Annotated in this window: 17 protein-coding genes; 9 read left to right on the plus strand and 8 right to left on the minus strand. The window is 71.6% G+C overall.

Translation table 11 applies throughout. The features are described from left to right. Positions 1-12: 12 nt before the first annotated feature. The 4 genes from N5D62_RS08160 to N5D62_RS08175 all read right to left on the minus strand — a co-directional run bounded on the left by N5D62_RS08160 (position 13) and on the right by N5D62_RS08175 (position 3,316). Positions 13-996, minus strand: a complete 984-nt coding sequence (locus N5D62_RS08160; protein ID WP_279757191.1) for a D-glycerate dehydrogenase — start codon at positions 994-996, stop codon at positions 13-15. A gap of 131 nt (positions 997-1,127) precedes the next feature. Beyond that, on the minus strand, positions 1,128-1,847 hold the full coding sequence (locus N5D62_RS08165; protein WP_279757192.1) for a nitroreductase: 720 nt from the start codon (positions 1,845-1,847) through the stop codon (positions 1,128-1,130). Further along, positions 1,844-2,323, minus strand: coding sequence for a thioesterase family protein (locus tag N5D62_RS08170; protein ID WP_279757193.1), 480 nt, complete (start codon positions 2,321-2,323; stop codon positions 1,844-1,846). The genes N5D62_RS08165 and N5D62_RS08170 overlap by 4 nt, the downstream gene beginning before the upstream one ends. 45 nt (positions 2,324-2,368) lie before the next feature. Beyond that, a complete protein-coding gene (locus tag N5D62_RS08175; RefSeq protein ID WP_279757195.1) occupies positions 2,369-3,316 on the minus strand; it encodes a histone deacetylase in 948 nt (315 codons plus the stop codon). On the opposite strand from N5D62_RS08175, the gene N5D62_RS08180 reads away from it, so the two are divergent. Continuing rightward, a complete protein-coding gene (locus N5D62_RS08180; protein WP_279757196.1) occupies positions 3,315-3,530 on the plus strand; it encodes a hypothetical protein in 216 nt (71 codons plus the stop codon). The two genes, N5D62_RS08175 and N5D62_RS08180, sit on opposite strands and share 2 nt — an antisense overlap. Further along, complete coding sequence (gene phaP, locus N5D62_RS08185; RefSeq protein ID WP_279757197.1) at positions 3,517-4,077, plus strand: TIGR01841 family phasin; 561 nt, start codon at positions 3,517-3,519, stop codon at positions 4,075-4,077. The genes N5D62_RS08180 and phaP overlap by 14 nt, the downstream gene beginning before the upstream one ends. 324 nt (positions 4,078-4,401) lie before the next feature. Here the strand turns inward: phaP and N5D62_RS08190 are convergent, their stop codons facing one another. Then, on the minus strand, positions 4,402-5,142 hold the full coding sequence (locus N5D62_RS08190; protein WP_279757198.1) for a TetR/AcrR family transcriptional regulator: 741 nt from the start codon (positions 5,140-5,142) through the stop codon (positions 4,402-4,404). Positions 5,143-5,317: 175 nt separating this feature from the next. Between N5D62_RS08190 and N5D62_RS08195 the strand changes: the two genes are divergently transcribed. The 3 genes from N5D62_RS08195 to N5D62_RS08205 all read left to right on the plus strand — a co-directional run bounded on the left by N5D62_RS08195 (position 5,318) and on the right by N5D62_RS08205 (position 8,872). Further along, positions 5,318-6,856 carry a methyl-accepting chemotaxis protein gene (locus N5D62_RS08195; RefSeq protein ID WP_279757199.1) on the plus strand — a complete coding sequence of 513 codons (1,539 nt, stop codon included), beginning with the start codon at positions 5,318-5,320 and terminating at the stop codon, positions 6,854-6,856. A gap of 25 nt (positions 6,857-6,881) precedes the next feature. Further along, the gene (locus N5D62_RS08200) at positions 6,882-7,451 is read left to right on the plus strand and encodes a YdeI/OmpD-associated family protein (protein ID WP_279757200.1); all 570 of its coding nucleotides are present in this window, start codon (positions 6,882-6,884) and stop codon (positions 7,449-7,451) included. Positions 7,452-7,576: 125 nt separating this feature from the next. Next, on the plus strand, positions 7,577-8,872 hold the full coding sequence (locus N5D62_RS08205) for a hypothetical protein (protein ID WP_279757201.1): 1,296 nt from the start codon (positions 7,577-7,579) through the stop codon (positions 8,870-8,872). Positions 8,873-8,885: 13 nt separating this feature from the next. Here N5D62_RS08205 and N5D62_RS08210 read toward each other — a convergent pair whose 3' ends face one another. Further along, entirely contained in the window at positions 8,886-9,830 is a 945-nt protein-coding gene (locus N5D62_RS08210) for a patatin-like phospholipase family protein (RefSeq protein ID WP_279757202.1), read from the minus strand. 132 nt (positions 9,831-9,962) lie between these two features. Here N5D62_RS08210 and N5D62_RS08215 point away from each other — a divergent pair, with 132 nt between their 5' ends. After that, complete coding sequence (locus tag N5D62_RS08215) at positions 9,963-12,422, plus strand: penicillin acylase family protein (RefSeq protein WP_279757203.1); 2,460 nt, start codon at positions 9,963-9,965, stop codon at positions 12,420-12,422. Positions 12,423-12,433: 11 nt separating this feature from the next. Here the strand turns inward: N5D62_RS08215 and pncB are convergent, their stop codons facing one another. Next, complete coding sequence (gene pncB, locus N5D62_RS08220; protein WP_279757204.1) at positions 12,434-13,648, minus strand: nicotinate phosphoribosyltransferase; 1,215 nt, start codon at positions 13,646-13,648, stop codon at positions 12,434-12,436. Between the two features lie 59 nt (positions 13,649-13,707). Between pncB and N5D62_RS08225 the strand changes: the two genes are divergently transcribed. Further along, a complete protein-coding gene (locus tag N5D62_RS08225; protein WP_279757206.1) occupies positions 13,708-14,535 on the plus strand; it encodes a hypothetical protein in 828 nt (275 codons plus the stop codon). A gap of 70 nt (positions 14,536-14,605) precedes the next feature. Here N5D62_RS08225 and N5D62_RS08230 read toward each other — a convergent pair whose 3' ends face one another. Further along, positions 14,606-15,031, minus strand: a complete 426-nt coding sequence (locus N5D62_RS08230; protein ID WP_279757207.1) for an Lrp/AsnC family transcriptional regulator — start codon at positions 15,029-15,031, stop codon at positions 14,606-14,608. 204 nt (positions 15,032-15,235) lie between these two features. Between N5D62_RS08230 and N5D62_RS08235 the strand changes: the two genes are divergently transcribed. Beyond that, positions 15,236-16,300 carry an ornithine cyclodeaminase gene (locus N5D62_RS08235; protein ID WP_279757209.1) on the plus strand — a complete coding sequence of 355 codons (1,065 nt, stop codon included), beginning with the start codon at positions 15,236-15,238 and terminating at the stop codon, positions 16,298-16,300. 93 nt (positions 16,301-16,393) lie between these two features. Next, the gene (gene ybiB, locus N5D62_RS08240) at positions 16,394-17,314 is read left to right on the plus strand and encodes a DNA-binding protein YbiB (protein WP_279757210.1); all 921 of its coding nucleotides are present in this window, start codon (positions 16,394-16,396) and stop codon (positions 17,312-17,314) included. Positions 17,315-17,410: the final 96 nt, after the last annotated feature.

The following is a 17,410-nucleotide window of genomic DNA, read 5'->3' on the forward strand; positions in this document are numbered from 1 at the left end:
CCGCCGATTCTCTCAGCGCTTGAGCACCTCGGGATTCAACGCCGTGGGCGGCACGCCGCCGGTGAGCGCGGCGATCAGGTTGTCGACCGCGAGGTCGCTCATCGCGCGCCGCGTGGCGATCGTCGCGCTGGCGATGTGCGGCGTGAGCACGACGTTCTCGCAGGCCAGCAGGTCCGGGTGCACCGTCGGCTCGCCTTCGAACACGTCCAGGCCCGCGGCCGCGATCGTGCCGGCCTTGAGCTCGGCGGCCAGCGCCGCGTCGTCGACGACGCCGCCGCGCGCGATGTTGGTCAGCGTCGCGGTCTTCTTCATCAGGCGCAGCTCGCGCTGCCCGATCAGGTGGTGCGAGGACGCGCTGTACGGCACCACGATCACGAGGTGGTCGGCGCGCCGCAGCAGCTCGTCCTTCTCGACCCAGGTCGCGCCCAGCGGCCCTTCCTGGTCGGCCGGCAGCCGCGAGCGGTTGTGATACAGCACCGGCATGCCGAAGCCCAGGTGCCCGCGCCGCGCGATGGCCGCGCCGATGCGGCCCATGCCGAGCACGCCCAGCGTCGCGCCGTGCACGTCGGCGCCGGCGAACATCGTCACCGACCACTGCTGCCACTCGCCGCGGCGCAGGAAGTGTTCGCTCTCGGTGATGCGCCGCGCGGTGGCCATCATCAGCGCGAAGCCGAAGTCCGCGGTCGTCTCGGTCAGCACGTCCGGCGCGTTGGTCACGACGACGCCGCGCGCGGTGCAGGCCGCCACGTCGATGTTGTTGTAGCCGACCGCCATCGTGCACACGGCCTTCAGGTCCGGGCAGGCGTCGAGCAACCGGGCGTCGATCCTGTCGCCGCCGGCGATGTACACGCCGGCCTTGCCCTGCAGCCGCCGGATCAGCTCGTCCTGGGACCAGCCGAGGTCGTTGTCGTTGGCTTCGACCTCGAAGTGCGGGCGCAGCCGGTCGACGATGTCGCCGAAGGTCTTGCGGGCCACCAGGACGCGGGGCTTGCTCATGGACGGATCTCCTAACCGGGGGATCGCCAACTGTATGCAGCGCCGCCGCCCTCGCGTCCGCCGGCGGCCCCGGCGCAGCCGCGGATCGCCCAGGCCGTGGCGCGGGCGCCGCGGGCCGGGCGCGGATCAGCTCACTCGTGGAAACGGGTGAAGGCGGCGACCGCGTCGCGCTCGGTGACCAGCGTGTTCTCGACCGCCGCCGGATCCGCGTAGCCCAGCGACATGCCGCACACCACCTGCTGGCGCGCGTCCAGGCCGAGCTCCTCGGCGATGACGCGGTGGAACTGCGTGAACGCCGCCTGCGGGCACGTGTGCAGGCCGTGGCCGCGCGCCGCGATCATCAGCGTCTGCAGGAACATGCCGTAGTCCAGCCAGCTGCCCTGCTGCATGACGCGGTCGATGGTGAACATCAGCCCGACAGGCGCGTCGAAGAAGCGGTAGTTGCGGCCGTGCTGCTCGTGCATGCGCAGCTTGTCGCCCTTGGTGATGCCCAGCAGCCCGTACAGGTCCCAGCCGACCTTGCGGCGGCGGTCGATGTAGGGCGAGACCCATTCGCGGGGGTAGTAGGCGTACTCCTCGGCGTGGGTGGCGAGCTCCTCGGGATCGTCGTAGACCGACTGGATGCGCGAGACGAGCCGCTCCTTGGCCGCGCCGGTGAGCACGTGGACCTGCCACGGCTGCGTGTTGGTGCCCGAGGGCGCCCGCGCGGCGACGGCGAGCAGTTCCTCGATCAGCGCGCGCGGCACCGGCGTCGGCAGGAAGGCGCGCATCGAATGGCGCGTGACGATGGCCGCGTCGACGGCGGCGGTCTGCTCGGGCGTGGGCGGGACGAACGGATCGGGGAAGGTCATGGCAGCTCCAGGGCGGCAAGGGCCCGCTGGTAGGACTCGGGCAGCGCGGCGACGGGACGGCGGCTCTCCCGGTCCACGTAGACATGCACGAAGTGGCCGCGCGCGGCGCACAGCGCCTCGCCCTCGGCGAACAGGCCGATCTCGTAGCGCACGCTGGATCGGCCCCGCGACGCGACCCGCAGGCCGGCCTCGACCGCCTGCGGGAAGGCCAGCGAGGAGAAGAAGTTGCAGTGGGTCTCGACGACCAGGCCGATGACCTCGCCCTGGTGGAGGTCGAGCGCGCCCTGCTCGATCAGGTAGCGGTTCACGGCGGTGTCGAACAGCGAGTAGTAGACGACGTTGTTCAGGTGGCCGTAGACGTCGTTGTCCATCCAGCGGGTCGGGACCGGGACGAAGCGGGCGAAGGCGGCGCGGGGCTCGGGCGCCGGGCGGGCGTCCGGGGCGGGGGCCGTGGAGGGAGAGCGATCGGCGGTCATGGCGGCGATTCTTCCATCGCCGCGCGCGGTCCGGTGTCGCGCGGGCTACTGGGCGCCGGCCGCCTGCCAGCGCGCCCAGGCCTCGGCCGCCGCGCTCAGCGTCTGCCGTTGGATGTCGACGGTGACGGCCAGGTCCTCGCCGTAGCCGCCGGCCATGCTCAGCGCCACCGGGATGCGCCGCTCGAGCAGCGCGTCCAGCACCCGCCGGTCGCGCCGCAGCAGCGCGTCGGCGCTGAGCTTGAGGCGGCCGAGGCGATCGCCCTCGTGCGGATCGGCGCCCGCGAGGTAGAACGCCAGCCCCGGCGGCCGGTCCGCCATCCGGGTCCACACCTCGGCCAGCGCGCCCTCGAGCGCGTCCAGGTAGACCGCGTCGCCGCAGGCGTCGGGCAGGCCGACGTCGAGGTCGCTGGCTTCCTTGCGGAACGGGAAGTTCTTTTCTCCATGCAGCGAGAGCGTGAACACGCTGTCGTCGTCCCGGAAGATGCTGGCCGTCCCGTTGCCCTGGTGGACGTCCAGGTCCACCACCAGCACGCGCAGCCCGGGGCCGCCGGGATGGCGGCGATGCCATTCGGCCTGCATCAGCCGCGCGGCCACCGCCACGTCGTTGAAGACGCAGAAGCCGCTGCCCTTGTCCGCGCAGGCGTGGTGCGTGCCGCCCGCCAGGCTGGCGGCCACGCCCTCTTCCAGCGCGGCCCGCGCCGCGGCGACGGTCGCGCCGACCGAGCACAGCGAGCGCCGCGGCAGCCCCGGCGCCCAGGGGAAGCCGATCTCGCGCTGCGCGGCGGCGCTCAGCGTGCCGTGCAGCACCGCGTCGATGTAATCCGGCGTGTGGACCAGCGCCAGCGCCTCGGGCGTCGCCGCCTCGGCCACGCGCAGCCGCAGCCGGCCGGGCTCGCGCTCGACGCGTTCGCGCAGCATCTGGTACTTGGACTGCGGGAAGCGGTGCCCCGGAGGCAGGGCCAGGGTCAAATGGTCGTAATGGAACGCGAGCATGGTGCGGATCATGCCGCCGGCCCGGTTTCCCGCGCTTCCGGCACCGTTTCCAGCACTTTTGCTGCATTGCACAAAAAGTGCTTGCAATCGCCCGCGACGGTCCTATACTGCCTTCATGCTGCACTGCAACAAAGGTGCGGCGACGGCGCTCAGCCTGCCGCGTATTCCCTGGCTGACCTCATTTCTCAAGGAGATCTCGCATGCTGACCGCTGACCAAGTGCTCGACCAACAAAAGAACCTGCAAGCCTCTTTCTTCGGCCTGACCGCCAAGGCGTTCGAAGGCTATGAAAAGCTGGTCGAGCTGAACCTGCAGGTCGCCAAGACCGCGCTCGGCGAAGTCGCCGAAACCGCCCAGCAGGCCATCGCGGTCAAGGATCCGCAGGAACTGTGGGCCCTGCAGGCCTCGCTGCTGCAACCGACCGCCGAGAAGGCCGTCGCCTACAGCCGCCACCTGTACGACATCGCGTCCTCGACCTCCTCCGAATTCGTCCGCCTGGCCGAGGCCCAAGTCGCCGACGCGCAGCAGAAGTTCGGCGCCGTCGTCGACAACGCGACCAAGAACGCTCCGGCTGGCACGGAAAATGCTGTTGCTCTGGTGAAGTCGGCGGTCGCCGCGGCCAACAACGCTTACGAAAGCCTGCACAAGGCCGCCAAGCAGGCCTCCGAGATCGCTGAATCGAATTTCAACGCCGTGACCAGCACGGCGGTGAAGGCAACCCAGAACGCCACCCGCACCGCCACGAAGCGCACCGCGGCCTGAGCGAACGACAGTTGCCACAACGGTTGTCTCCTCGGTACCCACGGAAGCCTGGCTTCCCAAGTGCCCTTCAAGCCCAGCGCCCGCTGGGCTTTTTTTTGCCCGTGCTTTTGCTCGCGCCTTTAGCCGCGCCTTTAGCCGCGCTTTTGCCCGCGCGTTCGGGTGCCCCGTCCCGTGGCACCACCAGCACCTGCGCGGTGCCCGCGGGCTGACGCCCTTCGCACGGATGCCCGGGACGCGGGCGCGCGACGACCGGCGAGTGACCGGCGCGAGTGACGACCGGCGGGCGATCGACCTGGGACCGGCGCCTGGCCGCGCCAGGCCCATTCAACCGTTGGACGACGGGCTGGGCTGGGCCGGCGGGACGCCGTTCTGCGTCGCCGACGCCAGCGGCGCGCCGGCACCCGAGGCACGGCCGAACTCGTCCGCGACGTCGCGCAACACGCCCTGCACCGTGTGCTCGCGCAGCGCCTCGCGGTCGAACAGCGGATAACGCGGCAGCCCGATCACCATCATCAGGTAGCCCATCGTGCGCACCGACATCTGGTCGCACAGCGACCGGATGGCCGGCTCGTCGGGATCGATGCCGTCCGGCGCGCAGGCCGCGACCCGCTCGCGCATCAGCCCGAGCAGCCGGTTGTAGACCGGCTGCTGCGACTGGCCGATCTCCTCGAGCGTGCCGGTCTGCGTCAGCGACATGTAGATCATGCGGAACTGCTCCGGATGGCGCTCCCAGAAGTCCAGCAGACAGCGGGTGTGGGCCTCCAGCACCTTGCGCGGCCCGCGCTGGCCCTTGGACGCGTCCAGCAGTTCGTCGGTCAGCGACTCGAACACCTCGATCCACAGGCCGTCCAGCAACGCCTTCTTGCTCTCGAAGTAGCTGTAGATCGCCATCGTCGAGATGCCCAGCTCCTGCGCCAGGCGCCGCATGCTGAGCGCCTCGACGCCCTCGTCGCGGTAGATCTTGCGTGCGCGCTCCAGCATCTCGCGCTTGAGCGCCGCCATCTCGGCGGGCCCGCGGCGCAGCCGGGGCCGCTCGCGGTCGGAGTCCTGATCGGTGTTTCGCACGGCGTTCCTGTCTCAATTGGTTATTGTCGGCGTACGTTATCTCATACCGGGAGTCACGTTAAATCCTCACGAACCCTGGTTGTGAAGGACGTTTGCTGGACGCGTACGCGTACGAAAATGACTGCAAACGGCATGCCCGCGCCTGGCGGGTCCTTCCCCCACCCGAGAGTCCGTCATGCTCGATCGTCTGTCCGTCGGCGCCAAGCTCAGCCTGGCCTTTTGTTGCGTCCTCCTGATCACCGCGCTGCTGGGCGTGGTGGCCACCTTCCAGTTGAGCCGTGTCAACGACACCGCCTCCGACATGGCCGAGAACTGGTTGCCGTCGGCCCGCGCCGCCCAGGCGATCAACCAGGACGTCACCCGCTTCCGCACCCGGGAGTACCGGCTCTTCCTTTCCGAGGGCAATTCGCGCGCCAGTGACGCGGACAAGGTCGAGCAGGCCCGCCAGTCGATCGAGCAGCGCCTGAACGCCTACGAGAAGCTGGCGTCCTCGCCGGCCGAGGGCGAGAAGCTGCGCCAGATCCGCGCGCTGTGGGCGGAGTACCTCGCGCACAGCACCCGGATGGTCGAGGCCGCGCGCGGCGGCGACGAGGAGACCGCCAAGCGCATGCTGGCCGTCGACGGCCTGCCCCGCTACGAGGCGCTGGGCAAGGCGCTGGAGGACCTGGTCGAGCTCAATGCCCAGGGCGCCGCCGCGGCCGACCGGCTCGGCGACGAGATCTATGCCCGCAGCCGCTGGCTGGTCGGCGGCATGACGCTGCTGGCGGTGGCGATCGGCGCCGGGCTCGGCCTGCTGATCACCCGCAGGATCACCCGCCCGCTGGCCGACTCGGTCGTGCTGGCCGAGGCGGTCGCCGCCGGCGACCTGACCCGCACGCTGCGCGTGCGCGGCCGCGACGAGGTCGCCCAGCTGCAGACCGCGCTGCTGCGCATGGTCGGCCAGCTGCAGTCGGTGGTGGCCCAGGTGCGCGACGGCGTGGAGTCGGTCTCCAGCGCCTCGTCGCAGATCGCCGTCGGCAACCAGGACCTGTCGGCCCGCACCGAGCAGACCGCCTCCAACCTGGAGGAGACCGCCTCCAGCATGGAACAGCTGACCGGCGCGGTCGGCCAGTCCGCCGACACGGCCCGCCAGGCCAACCAGCTGGCCGGCAGCGCCGCCGAGACGGCCAGCCGCGGCGGCCGCGTGGTGGCGCAGGTGGTGACGCGGATGCAGGAGATCAGCGCCTCCTCGACCCGCATCGCCGACATCATCGGCACGATCGACGGCATCGCCTTCCAGACCAACATCCTGGCGCTGAACGCGGCCGTGGAAGCGGCCCGCGCCGGCGAGCACGGCAAGGGCTTCGCAGTCGTGGCCTCGGAGGTCCGCACGCTGGCGCAGCGCAGCGCCGAGGCGGCCAAGGAGATCAAGACGCTGATCACCCGCTCGGTCGAGACGGTCGAGGCCGGCACCTCCGACGTGGCCGAGGCCGGCCGCACGATGGACGAGATCGTGCACGGCGTGCGCCGCGTCACCGACCTGATGGGCGAGATCGCCGCGGCCGCGACCGAGCAGCGCGACGGCATCGGGCAAGTCAACCAGGCGGTCGCGCACCTGGACCAGATGACGCAGCAAAACGCCGCGCTGGTGGAGGAATCGACCGCCGCCTCGGGCTCGCTGCGCGAGCAGGCGCAGCGCCTGGCCGAGGTGGTCTCGGTCTTCAAGGTGGCGTGAGGGCCGCGGGGCATACTCGCGCCCCATGGCCACCCGCACCCCGATCTTCTTCGTCGACGCCGCGGCCTTCCGCGCCTGGCTCGATGAACACGCCGCCACGGCCACCGAGGTCGTGGTCGGTTTCCACAAGCGCGCCACCGGCGAGCCCAGCCTGGCCTGGCCCGAGTCGGTCGACGAGGCGCTGTGCCACGGCTGGATCGACGGCGTGCGCACCCGCATCGACGACAAGCGCTACAAGATCCGGTTCACGCCGCGCAAGGCGGTGTCGATCTGGAGCGCGGTCAACATCGGCCGCGCCGAAGCGCTGATCCGGGAAGGCCGGATGACCGCGGCCGGCCTGGCCGCGTTCGAGCGCCGGCAGGAAGAGAAGTCCCGCGTCTATGCGTTCGAGCAGCCCAAGGAGCTGGTCGAGCTGTCGCCGGCGCACGAGGTGATCTTCATGCGCAACGGCGACGCCTGGGCCTTCTTCCAGGCGCAGCCCGACGGTTACCGCCGCACCGTCATCTGGCACATCCTCAGCGCGAAGAAACCCGAGACGCAGCTCGCCCGGCTGGACAAGCTGATCGAGGCGAGCGCGCGCGGCGAACGGCTGTAGCGGCGAGGCCTCCTCGTCCGGGCCTCCGGACCTCTGGGCCACCGAACCGCCAGACCTTCGCATTGGCCATGTCGGCCCGCCGGCTTCGGCCACTGATCGGCCTCCTTGTCCCTGGAGGTCCGACCTTGCCCTTCCCATCCCCTGTTTTCACGCGCCACCTCCTGGCGGCGCTGTCGCTGGGCGCCGCCAGCGGTTTGGCGGCCGCCGAAGACGAGCTCGCGTCGATCGACGCCGCCGTCGAATCGCACAAGAAGCACTTGCCGCACCGGCGGCCCGAGCCGGTGCCGCAACCGTCCCCGGCGGCGAGCGCGCCGGCGCCCGTCCCGGGCCCGTGGACGCCTTGGAACAACCTGCACTTCCGGCTGGACGAGACCGGCGAGGTCCAGTGCTACAGCGAGGACGGCGAGCGCTGCAGCCTGAACATGCCGGACCCCGCCCTGGCCCGTCCCGTCCGTTGCGACCAGCCCGACGACGACCGCCGGACGGGTTACGAGCGGCTGGACCACTGGTGCAACGACGCGTACGCCAACCTGTTCGCGAAATGGACGAACTACCGGCCCTTGGGCTATCCGGTGATCCTGGCCACCAATCCCCGCGGCGACGTGATGTGCAAGTCCCTCGACGCCACCACCTGCCTGGCGCCGGGCGAACACGGCCCCCTCGCGCCCAAGGTGCTGCGGCCGGTCGTCTGCGGGGCCCCGCTGAGCCGGCGCGCCGGCATGACCGGCTACCACCAGCCCGGCCATTGGTGCGCGTCGCCGGAACTGGTGCGCAGGATCAAGGCGCCGGCAGGCGGCCCGCTGTGGGTCAGCAAGGACCGCAGGGTGCTGACCCAGCGGTATCAGGTGACGCTGCCGGGCTGGCAGGCGCACGAGCAACCGACCTGGATCGTCCGTTTCAAGATGCCTCACCCTGACCGCTCCGGCGTCCACCTGGAAGCGTCCGGCAAGCTCCTGTCGTGGCAACCGGAGAGCGGCAACCGCCTTCCGTTCTACGACTTGCGCCAGGGCGGCAAGGTCCGGACGGCCAGCGTCGAGATGACCGGCGGCAAGCGCCAGGTGGTGATCGACGACGACGGCCAGAGCGGCGGAAGCCGCATGCCGGTCCTGGACAGGCAGGGCCGGGGCATGCTGGCCCTGCGCATCGACGATCCGGGCCGCGTGCGCTTCTTCCAGGACAGCGGCTGGCACCACGACACGCTGTCGCGGCTGGACCTGGACCAGGAAGGGCGGCTGCTGCCGCTGCACGAGCGCGTCCGCTGGCCCGAGAGCCCGGCGATGGCGCTGAACATCGTCACCTCGTTCTGGCCGGCGGAGGGCCGCCGGCGGACGCTGGACGCGTCGGACCTGCTGCCCGCGCGGCTGCCGGTCCTGCACGACATCCTGGTGACGCGCCAGCGGCCGCGTCCCGGGACGCGCTGACCGGCCGCCGCGCTCAGCGCGTCTTCGCCGCGATCTTGCGACGGATCTCCGGCAGCATCGCCGTCGCCACGTCGCGCCCCAGCGCGATCGCGCGGCGGCGCGTCGTGAAGTCCGCGCCGCTGAAGCCGTCCAGCTTGGGCCGCAGCACCACGTCGGCGCCCTGCAGCTCGTACTGGTTGATCGACTTGCCCATGATCGAGAAGGTCTGCATCAGCATGCGCATCGCGTCGCCCGGGATCTTGGGATCGGGCGGCTCGCCGATGTCGACGGCGATGACGAGGTCCGCGCCCATCTGGCGCGCGAAGCGCACCGGCACCGGCGCGACCAGGCCGCCGTCGACGTACTCGCGGTTGCCGATCTTGACCGGCTGGAACACCGCCGGCACCGCGCTGGACGCGCGCACCGCGGTGCCCACGTCGCCCTGGCGGAACAGGATCGGCGACCCGTCGCCCAGGTCGGTCGCCACGATGCCCAGCGGCAGCGGCAACTGCTCCAGGCCGCGGTTGCCGGTCATCTGGCGGACGTAGCGGGCCAGCGCCTCGCCGCGGATCAGGCCGCGCATCGGGAAGGTCCAGTCGGTGATCGCGCCCTCGTCCATCTGCTCGGCCACCGCCTGCAGCTCCTTGCCGCTGCGGCCCGCCGCGTACAGCGCCCCGACCAGGCTGCCGGCCGAGGTGCCGCACACCAGGTCGACCTTGATGCCCTGTTCCTCCAGCACCTGGATCACGCCGATGTGGGCGAAGCCGCGGGCCGCGCCGCCGCCCAGCGCCAGGCCCACGCGCGGCGGCTTGGGCACGGGCTTGGGCGTCACCGGCGTGGGCAGCCCGGGATCGGGCGTCGCGACGACCGGTGGCGGCGACGAGGTCGTCGTCGGCGTCGAGCAGGCGCCCAGCAGCGTCAGGCCGAGCGCGCCGGCGGCGCCCAGCCAGCGGCGGCGGGACGGGTGGGTCGGCGGCATGACGGCAGGCTGAGGGACAGGGGATGCGGTAGGGTCGCGGTCGTCTCGGGACATGGCGCGCGATTCTAGGGAAACGCTGTAGCAGGCCTGTTGCAGGCCGCACGCACAATCGCGCGCCCAACTGGAGTGCACATGAGTCGAACGAGCGCGCTGCGGCGCTGGACCGTCCGCGGCCTGATCGGGCTGCCCATCCTGCTGATCGCCGCGGCGATCGCGGCCTGGGCGTCCGTGCGCGCGAGCCTGCCGCAGCTCGACGGCGACGCCGAGATCCCCGGCCTGAGCGCGCCGGTGAGCCTGGGCCGCGACGAGCGGGGCACGCTGGTGGTCGAGGGCCGCACGCGGCTGGATGTCGCCCGGGGCCTGGGCTACGCGCATGCGCAGGAACGCTTCTTCGAGATGGACCTGACGCGGCGCTCGGCCGCCGGCGAGCTGTCGGCGCTGTTCGGGGAAAAGGCGCTGGACCGTGACCGGACGCGGCGCGTGCACCGCTTGCGCGCGCGGCTGACCGACCGCTTCGAGCAGCTCTCCGGCGAGGACCGGCTGCTGCTGCTGGCCTACGCCGAGGGCGTCAACGCCGGGCTGCACGCGCTGCCGATGCGGCCTTGGCAGTACCTGCTGCTGCGCGCGCGGCCGCAGGACTGGACGCCGGTCGACTCGCTGCTGGTGATCGCGGAGATGTACTTCATGCTGCAGTCCGGCAGCGTGGAGGTCGGCTTCGAGCGCGCGCTGCTGCGCGAGCGCGCCGGCGACGCCGTCTTCGACTGGCTGTATCCGCGCGGCGGGCGCTGGGACGCGGCGCTGGACGGCAGCGAGCTGCCGCCGCCGGCGATCCCGACGCCGGCGCAACTGGACGTGCGCCGCAAGGTGGAGGCGCCGCTCGATGGCGCCAGCACCCCCGCCGGAGCGACCGGCGCGACCGGTGCGAGCGGCCCGGCGAGCGCGGTCACGCGCTCCGGCGCGCCGTCCGCCGCGATGCTGACCGCGACCGAGGACGACGACAGCGACGGCGACGACGAGCCGCCGGTGATCGGCAGCAACAACTGGGCGGTGGCGGGTTCGCGCACCACGCACGGCGGCGCGATCCTGGCCGACGACATGCACCTGGGCCTGGGCGTGCCCAGCATCTGGTACCGCGCGCAGCTCCAGATCGGCGCCGGAGCGAGCGGCGTGCGCGCCGCCGGCGTGACGCTGCCGGGGCTGCCCGCGCTGGTGGCCGGCTCCAACGGCACGGTGGCCTGGGGCTTCACCAACGCCTACGGCCAGTGGTTCGACTGGGTCGAGGTGCCGGCCGACGCGAAGCTCGAGACCCGCACCGAGACGCTGGAGGTCCAGGGCCGGCCGGCGGTGACGATGGAGGTGCGCGAGATCGGCGGCGCGCCGGTGGTGACGGTCGACGGCCAGCGCCGCTTCGCGCTGCACTGGATCGGCCACCAGGGCGCGGCCTACAACCTCGAGCTGGACCGGATGCTGGGCGTCAAGCACGTCAGCGAGGCGCTGTCGCTGGCGCAGCGCGCCGGCATGCCGCACCAGAACCTGCTGGCGGCCGACCGCGACGGCCAGATCGGCTGGACGATCGCCGGCCGGTTGTGGGCGCAGCCGGGCCTGCCCGAGGCCTACGGCCGCTTCGTCGCGCCGTCGGCGATGCGGCGCGACTGGCTCGACCCGGACCGCGCGCCGCAGGTGCTGTCGCCGGCCCGGGGCCAGCTGTGGACCGCCAACAACCGGCAGCTCGACGGCACGCCGGGCGAGCTGATCGGCGACGGCGGCTTCGACCTCGGCGCCCGCGCGCGCCAGATCCGCGACCGGCTGTCCGAGCGCGACAAGCACGACGAGGCCTCGATCGGCGCGATCCACGCGGACGACGAGGCGCGATTCCTCAAGACCTGGGCGGCGCGGCTGCTCGCGGCCGCGCGCACCGACGCGGCCACGCACCCGACGCACAAGGCCTTCGTCCAGCTGCTGGAGAACTGGAACGGCCGCGCCGATGCCGATTCCGCCGCCTACCGGCTGGTGCGCCAGGCGCGGCTGCGGGTGCTGGACACGCTGTGGGACGCCTGGACGCTGCCGGCGCTGGGCGAACGGCAGCTCGATCCGAAGCGCCACATCCGATGGCGCGGGCAGTTCGAGTACAGCGCCGCGCGCGCTGTCGACGAGCGGCCCGCCCACCTGCTGCCGGGCGCCTTCGCGGACTGGAACGCGCTGCTGCTGGCGCAGCTGGACGGCGCGGCCCGGGAGATCGCGCCGGACGGCAACCTCGGCGCCGCGACCTGGGGCGCGCAGAACGCCAGCCGCATCCAGCATCCGCTGGCCAAGGCGATCCCGCTGCTGTCGCGCTGGCTGGACATGCCGTCGGTGCCGCAGTCGGGCGACAGCAACCTGCCGCACGTGGCGGGCCCGGCGTTCGGGCAGTCGGAGCGGCTGGTGGTGTCGCCCGGGCGCGAGGAACACGGCAGGCTGTCGATGCCCGGCGGGCAGAGCGGCCATCCGATGTCGCCGTTCTACGGCGCGGGACACCAGGATTGGGTCGAGGGCAAGCCGACGCCGCTGCTGGCCGGGCCGATCGTCCATCGGATCACGGCGCACCGGGACTGAAGGGGACCGCGCTAGGTCGGCGTCGGCACGTTGAACACCTGCCGCAGGTAGGCCAGGAAGGTCTGGTCCTCGCACATCGTCTTGCCGGGGCTGTCGGACAGCTTGGCCACCGGCTGCCCGTTGACGTGGGTCAGCTTGATGACGATGTTCAGCGTCGGCAGCCCGACGTCGTTGCTGAGCTGCGTGCCGATGCCGAAGCCGAGCTGCACCCGGTCCGCGAAGTGCCGGTACAGCGACAGCGCCTTGGGCATGTCCAGCGCGTCGGAGAAGACCAGGCGCTTGGTGTTGGCGTCGATGCGCAGCTTGTCGTAGTGCGCCAGCGCCTTCTCGCCCCATTCGACGGGATCGCCCGAGTCGTGGCGCAGCCCGTCGAACAGCTTGGCGAAGTACAGGTCGAAGTCGGCCAGGAACGCGTCCATGCCGATCACGTCGGTCAGCGCGATGCCCAGGTCGCCGCGGTACTCCTGCACCCAGTCCTCGAGCGCGGCCTTCTGGTGGTCGCGCAGCCGCACGCCGGTGGCCTGGTAGGCCTGCAGGTACTCGTGCGCCATCGTGCCGATCGGGATCAGGCCCAGCTCCTTGGCCAGCAGCACGTTGGACGTGCCGCGGAAGGTCTGCGGCAGCTCGTCGCGCAACGTGCGCAACACCTCCTCGTGCCAGGCGCCGGAGAAGCGCCGGCGCAGGCCGAAGTCGAAGAACAGGAACGGGTGGCGGCGCGGCGCCTCGTCGCGCTCGAAGGCGCGGATCGTCTCGATCTTGCGCGCCAGCCGGCGGCGGCCCTCCTCGATCGCGGCGCCGTGGTCGAAGCGCCGGAAGTACAGCTCGTTGACCATCGCCAGCACGAAGATCTCGAACCCCATCACGTGCACCTGCGGCCCGCGCACGACGATCTCGAGCCGCTCGCCGTCGGCGCGCACCGAGATGAAGTCGCGCTGGAACCGGAAGATGCGCAGCAGGTCGATGAAGTCGGGCCGCATGAAGCGCAGGCCGCGCAGGTAGTCGAGCTCGTCGGCGCGCAAGCTCAGCCCGCACAGGTGGTCGATCTCGCGCTCCAGGTCCGGCACCAGCTCCGCGAGCGGGTACTGCGGCGTGTTGCGGCAGGCGAAGCGGTACTCGGCCTGCGCCTGCGGATGGCGATGCAGCATCGCCTGCCACATCGTGAACTTGTAGAGGTCGGTCTCCAGCAGGCTGCGGATCACCGGGGCATCGGTCGAGGGACGGCTCATGGGCGGGGAATGTAGCGGCTCGGCGATGATGGCGCCTTCGCCCGACCGACGAGACCCTCGTGCCGCCTCCCCCTGCCCTCGCCCGCCGCGCCGCGCGGCTCCTGCGCGCACTCGCGCCGCTGGCCGCCGCCGCCGCGCAGGCCCAGGTGCCCATCGCCATCGACTCGCCGCCCAAGCCGGACGTCGCGATGAAGATGGTCTACGGCGGCAACGCCTGGCGCGACGCGAAGGTCGCCGCCTTCTTCGGCGGCCGCTCGCCGACGCTGCGCGCCGAGGTGCGCGAGGTCTTCCGCGCCCGCTACGTGGAACGCGACGTCGACAAGCTGATGCTGGTCTACCAACTCACGCCGGGGCCGCGCGAGCAGTTCCGCTGCGCCGCGTGCGTGCCGGCGCTCGGCGCGGCGGTGCTGGCCGCCGACGCGCAGGGCCGCTGGCAGCTGCGCGCCAAGGGACTGCTGCTGATGCCGGGCGCGCCGGGCTCGGGCGACGAGGACCTGCAGCTGCTGCAGCTCGACGACCAGCGCTGGGCGCTGCGCAGCCGCCGGCACGACATCGACCGCGGCCGCGAATCGCGCGGCGAGCGGCTGCTGCTGGAACGCGGCGGCGAGGTGCAGCTCGCGGCCGAGCTCGGCTTCGACGACAAGCCCGGCCCGCTGGCCTGCGGCGCGGGCGCGGCGCCGCAGACCTCGGGCGTCAGCGTGCTGAGTCCGGGCCGCGGGCCGCGCGTGGAGATCGTGCTGCGCTTCAACGAGGGCGACTGCCCGTCGCCGCGGCCGGTGGTGCAGCGCACGCGGATCGAGTTGATCGACGACCGCTTCCAACTCGTGCCGGACGCCCCGGAGCCGGACGACGACCCCGGCCCCGCCGCGTCGGCGCCCCCGCCCTGATCCCGCGCTGATCACACGTCGATCGCGGCGCCCCTCGGCTGCCTCTCTGGCGCCCGCGGGCTCATGCCCGTCATCCCAGCTTGTAGGTCTGCAGGTGGATGCTGGTCTCGGTCGCGCCGATGCCCTTGATCAGGCGCACCCGCTCCAGGATCTCCGCCAGCTCCTGGAGGTTGTCGGCGCGCAACTCGGCCAGCAGGTCCCAGCGTCCATTCGTGTCGAACAGGCCCGCCACGCCGGGCTCGCCCAGCAGGATGCCGACGACTTCGCGGGTGCGGTTGCCCTCCACGGCGATGCTCATCCACGCGGCGATGTGCGGCTGGGCCACGTCCGCGCGCAGCTTGACCGTGTAGCCGACGATCTGTCCGCTGTCCTCCAGCCGGGTGAGCCGGTTGGTCACCGTCCCGCGCGACACCTTGAGCTTGTGCGCCAGCGTGGCGATGCTGGCCCGCGCGTCCTGGCGCAGCAGCGCGATCAGTTGATGGTCGAGGGTGTCCATGGGGCTCCGTCCACGCTGTTCGCTGGATGCACCACGATGGCGCATCGCGCGCACAGCGCCCAGGGTTAACCCGGATTTCACGTCAAAACGTCAATCGACTCTGACGAAATGCACAGGCGTCTTCGATTATTGATCAGTTCTTTGGCTTCCTGCTGACAGGCGGATCCGAAGAATGGAGGCATTCCCACTGCGATGAGATCGCCGATGACGACCCTCCTGCTCACCCTCGACGTCGCCCGCGTCGTCCGCCACGACGGCCTGGCCACCACGTTCGAGACCCTCGCCCGCTACATCGCCGACGACTACGTCCGGTGGAGCGAATTCGACAAGAGCGCCCGCACCGCCAACCACTCCGAGGACGGCGTGATCGAGCTGATGCCGATCTCCGACACCTCGCAGTTCAGCTTCAAGTACGTCAACGGTCACCCCAAAAACCACCGCGTGGGCCTGCCCACCGTCATGGCTTTCGGCGTGCTCGCGGATGTCGCCACCGGCACGCCGACGCTGCTGTCGGAACTGACGCTCAGCACGGCGCTGCGCACCGCGGCCACCTCGGCGCTGGCGGCGCGTTCGCTGGCCCGCCAGGGATCGCGCTCGATGGCGCTGATCGGCAACGGCGCGCAGGCCGAGTTCCAGGCGCTGGCCTTCCATTACCTGCTCGGCATCACCGAGATCCGCCTGTTCGACGTCGACCCGGCCGCGACCGACAAGCTGGTCCGCCACCTGTCGCGCATCGACGGCCTGACGCTGGTCCGCGCCCGCGACACCGCCGAGGCGGTGCGCGGCGCCGACATCGTCACCACCGTCACCGCCGACAAGCGCAACGCGACGATCCTGACGCCGGAGATGGTCGAGCCCGGCATGCACATCAACGGCGTCGGCGGCGACTGCCCGGGCAAGACCGAGCTGCACCGCGGCGTGCTGGAGCGCGCCAGCGTGTTCGTCGAGTACGAGCCGCAGTCGCGCATCGAGGGCGACGTGCAGCAGATGCCGGCCGATTTCCCGGTCACCGAGTTCTGGCGCGTGCTGCGCGGCGAGGCCCCGGCGCGCCGCTCGGCCGAGGAGGTCACCGTGTTCGACTCGGTCGGCTTCGCGCTGGAGGACTTCGCGACGCTGCGCTGGCTGGGCGACCGCGCCCAGGCGCTGGGACTGGGCCGTCAGCTGGCGCTGGTGCCGGACATGGCCGATCCGAAGGACCTGTTCGGCGAGCTCGGCCTGCCGACCGCGCCGGCGGCCGCGGAAGCCCGCCCGGCGGCCGTCGCCGCCTGAGGTCGCGGCGACCCGCGCCGTGATCGGGAGGCTCCGCTGACGAGCCCCGGACGGCACCCACCCCATGAGGCGCGCTCGTAAGATGCGCGCCTCATGCTTTATGCCCCTCTCCTCAAGGAAATCGGCCGCGGCGCCCGAGGCGCCCGCGACCTGACGCGCGACCAAGCCCGCGAGTTGTTCGGCCAGTTGCTCGACGGCACGGTGCCGGACCTGGAGCGCGGCGCGATCCTCATCGCGATGCGCATCAAGGGCGAAAGCCTCGAGGAGCTGCTCGGCTTCGTCGAGGCGATGCAGGCCGGCGCGGCCCGCGTCGAAGCCCCGGCGGGTCCCCGGACCGTCGTGCTGCCGACCTTCAACGGCGCCCGCAAGCAGGCCAACCTGATGCCGCTGGTGGCGATGCTGCTGGCGCGCGACGGCATCCCGGTGCTGATCCATGGCCGGCACGACTTCGACAGCCGCATCAGCCCCTTCGAACTGTTCGAGGCGCTCGGGTTGCCGGTGGCGGCGGACGTCGCCGAAGCGGGCCGGCGGCTGGCCGCCGATCGCCTGGCCATCCTGCCGACCGCCGCGATCCACCCCGGCCTGGACGCCATGATGGCGCTGCGCCCTCGCCTGGGCCTGCGCAACAGCAGCCACAGCGTGGCCAAGCTGCTCGATCCGCTGCCCGGCCGCAGCGTGCGCGTGGTCGCGGTCACCCATCCCGAGTACGTCGACAGCATGGGCGAGGCGCTTCCGGCGCTCAGCGCCGACGGCGGCAGCGCGTTGCTGATGCGCGCCAGCGAGGGCGAGGCCTACCTGCACCTGCGCCGCAAGGCCCACCTGCAAGGCTTCGCGAACGGGCAAGCGCTCGATCTCAACCCGGCAAGCAACGAGGACCTGGACTGGCCGCTCTCCCCCGCCTGCGAGCCCGCGGCGAACGCGGCGTTGATCCGGGCGATCCTCGACGGGATTGAGCCGTTGCCGCCCCGCATCGCCGATCAGATCGCGGCGCTGCGTCGGCTGGCCACCGGCTGAGGGGCGAAAGCGGGCGGGATGAGGCGCTTTGCAACCCCGCTCATATGCTTATTCACCCATAAGCAATCTACGAATTTGTAGTTCTCATATATATAA

This window comes from Mitsuaria sp. GD03876, assembly GCF_029840635.1.
Classification (GTDB): Bacteria; Pseudomonadota; Gammaproteobacteria; order Burkholderiales; family Burkholderiaceae_C; genus Roseateles.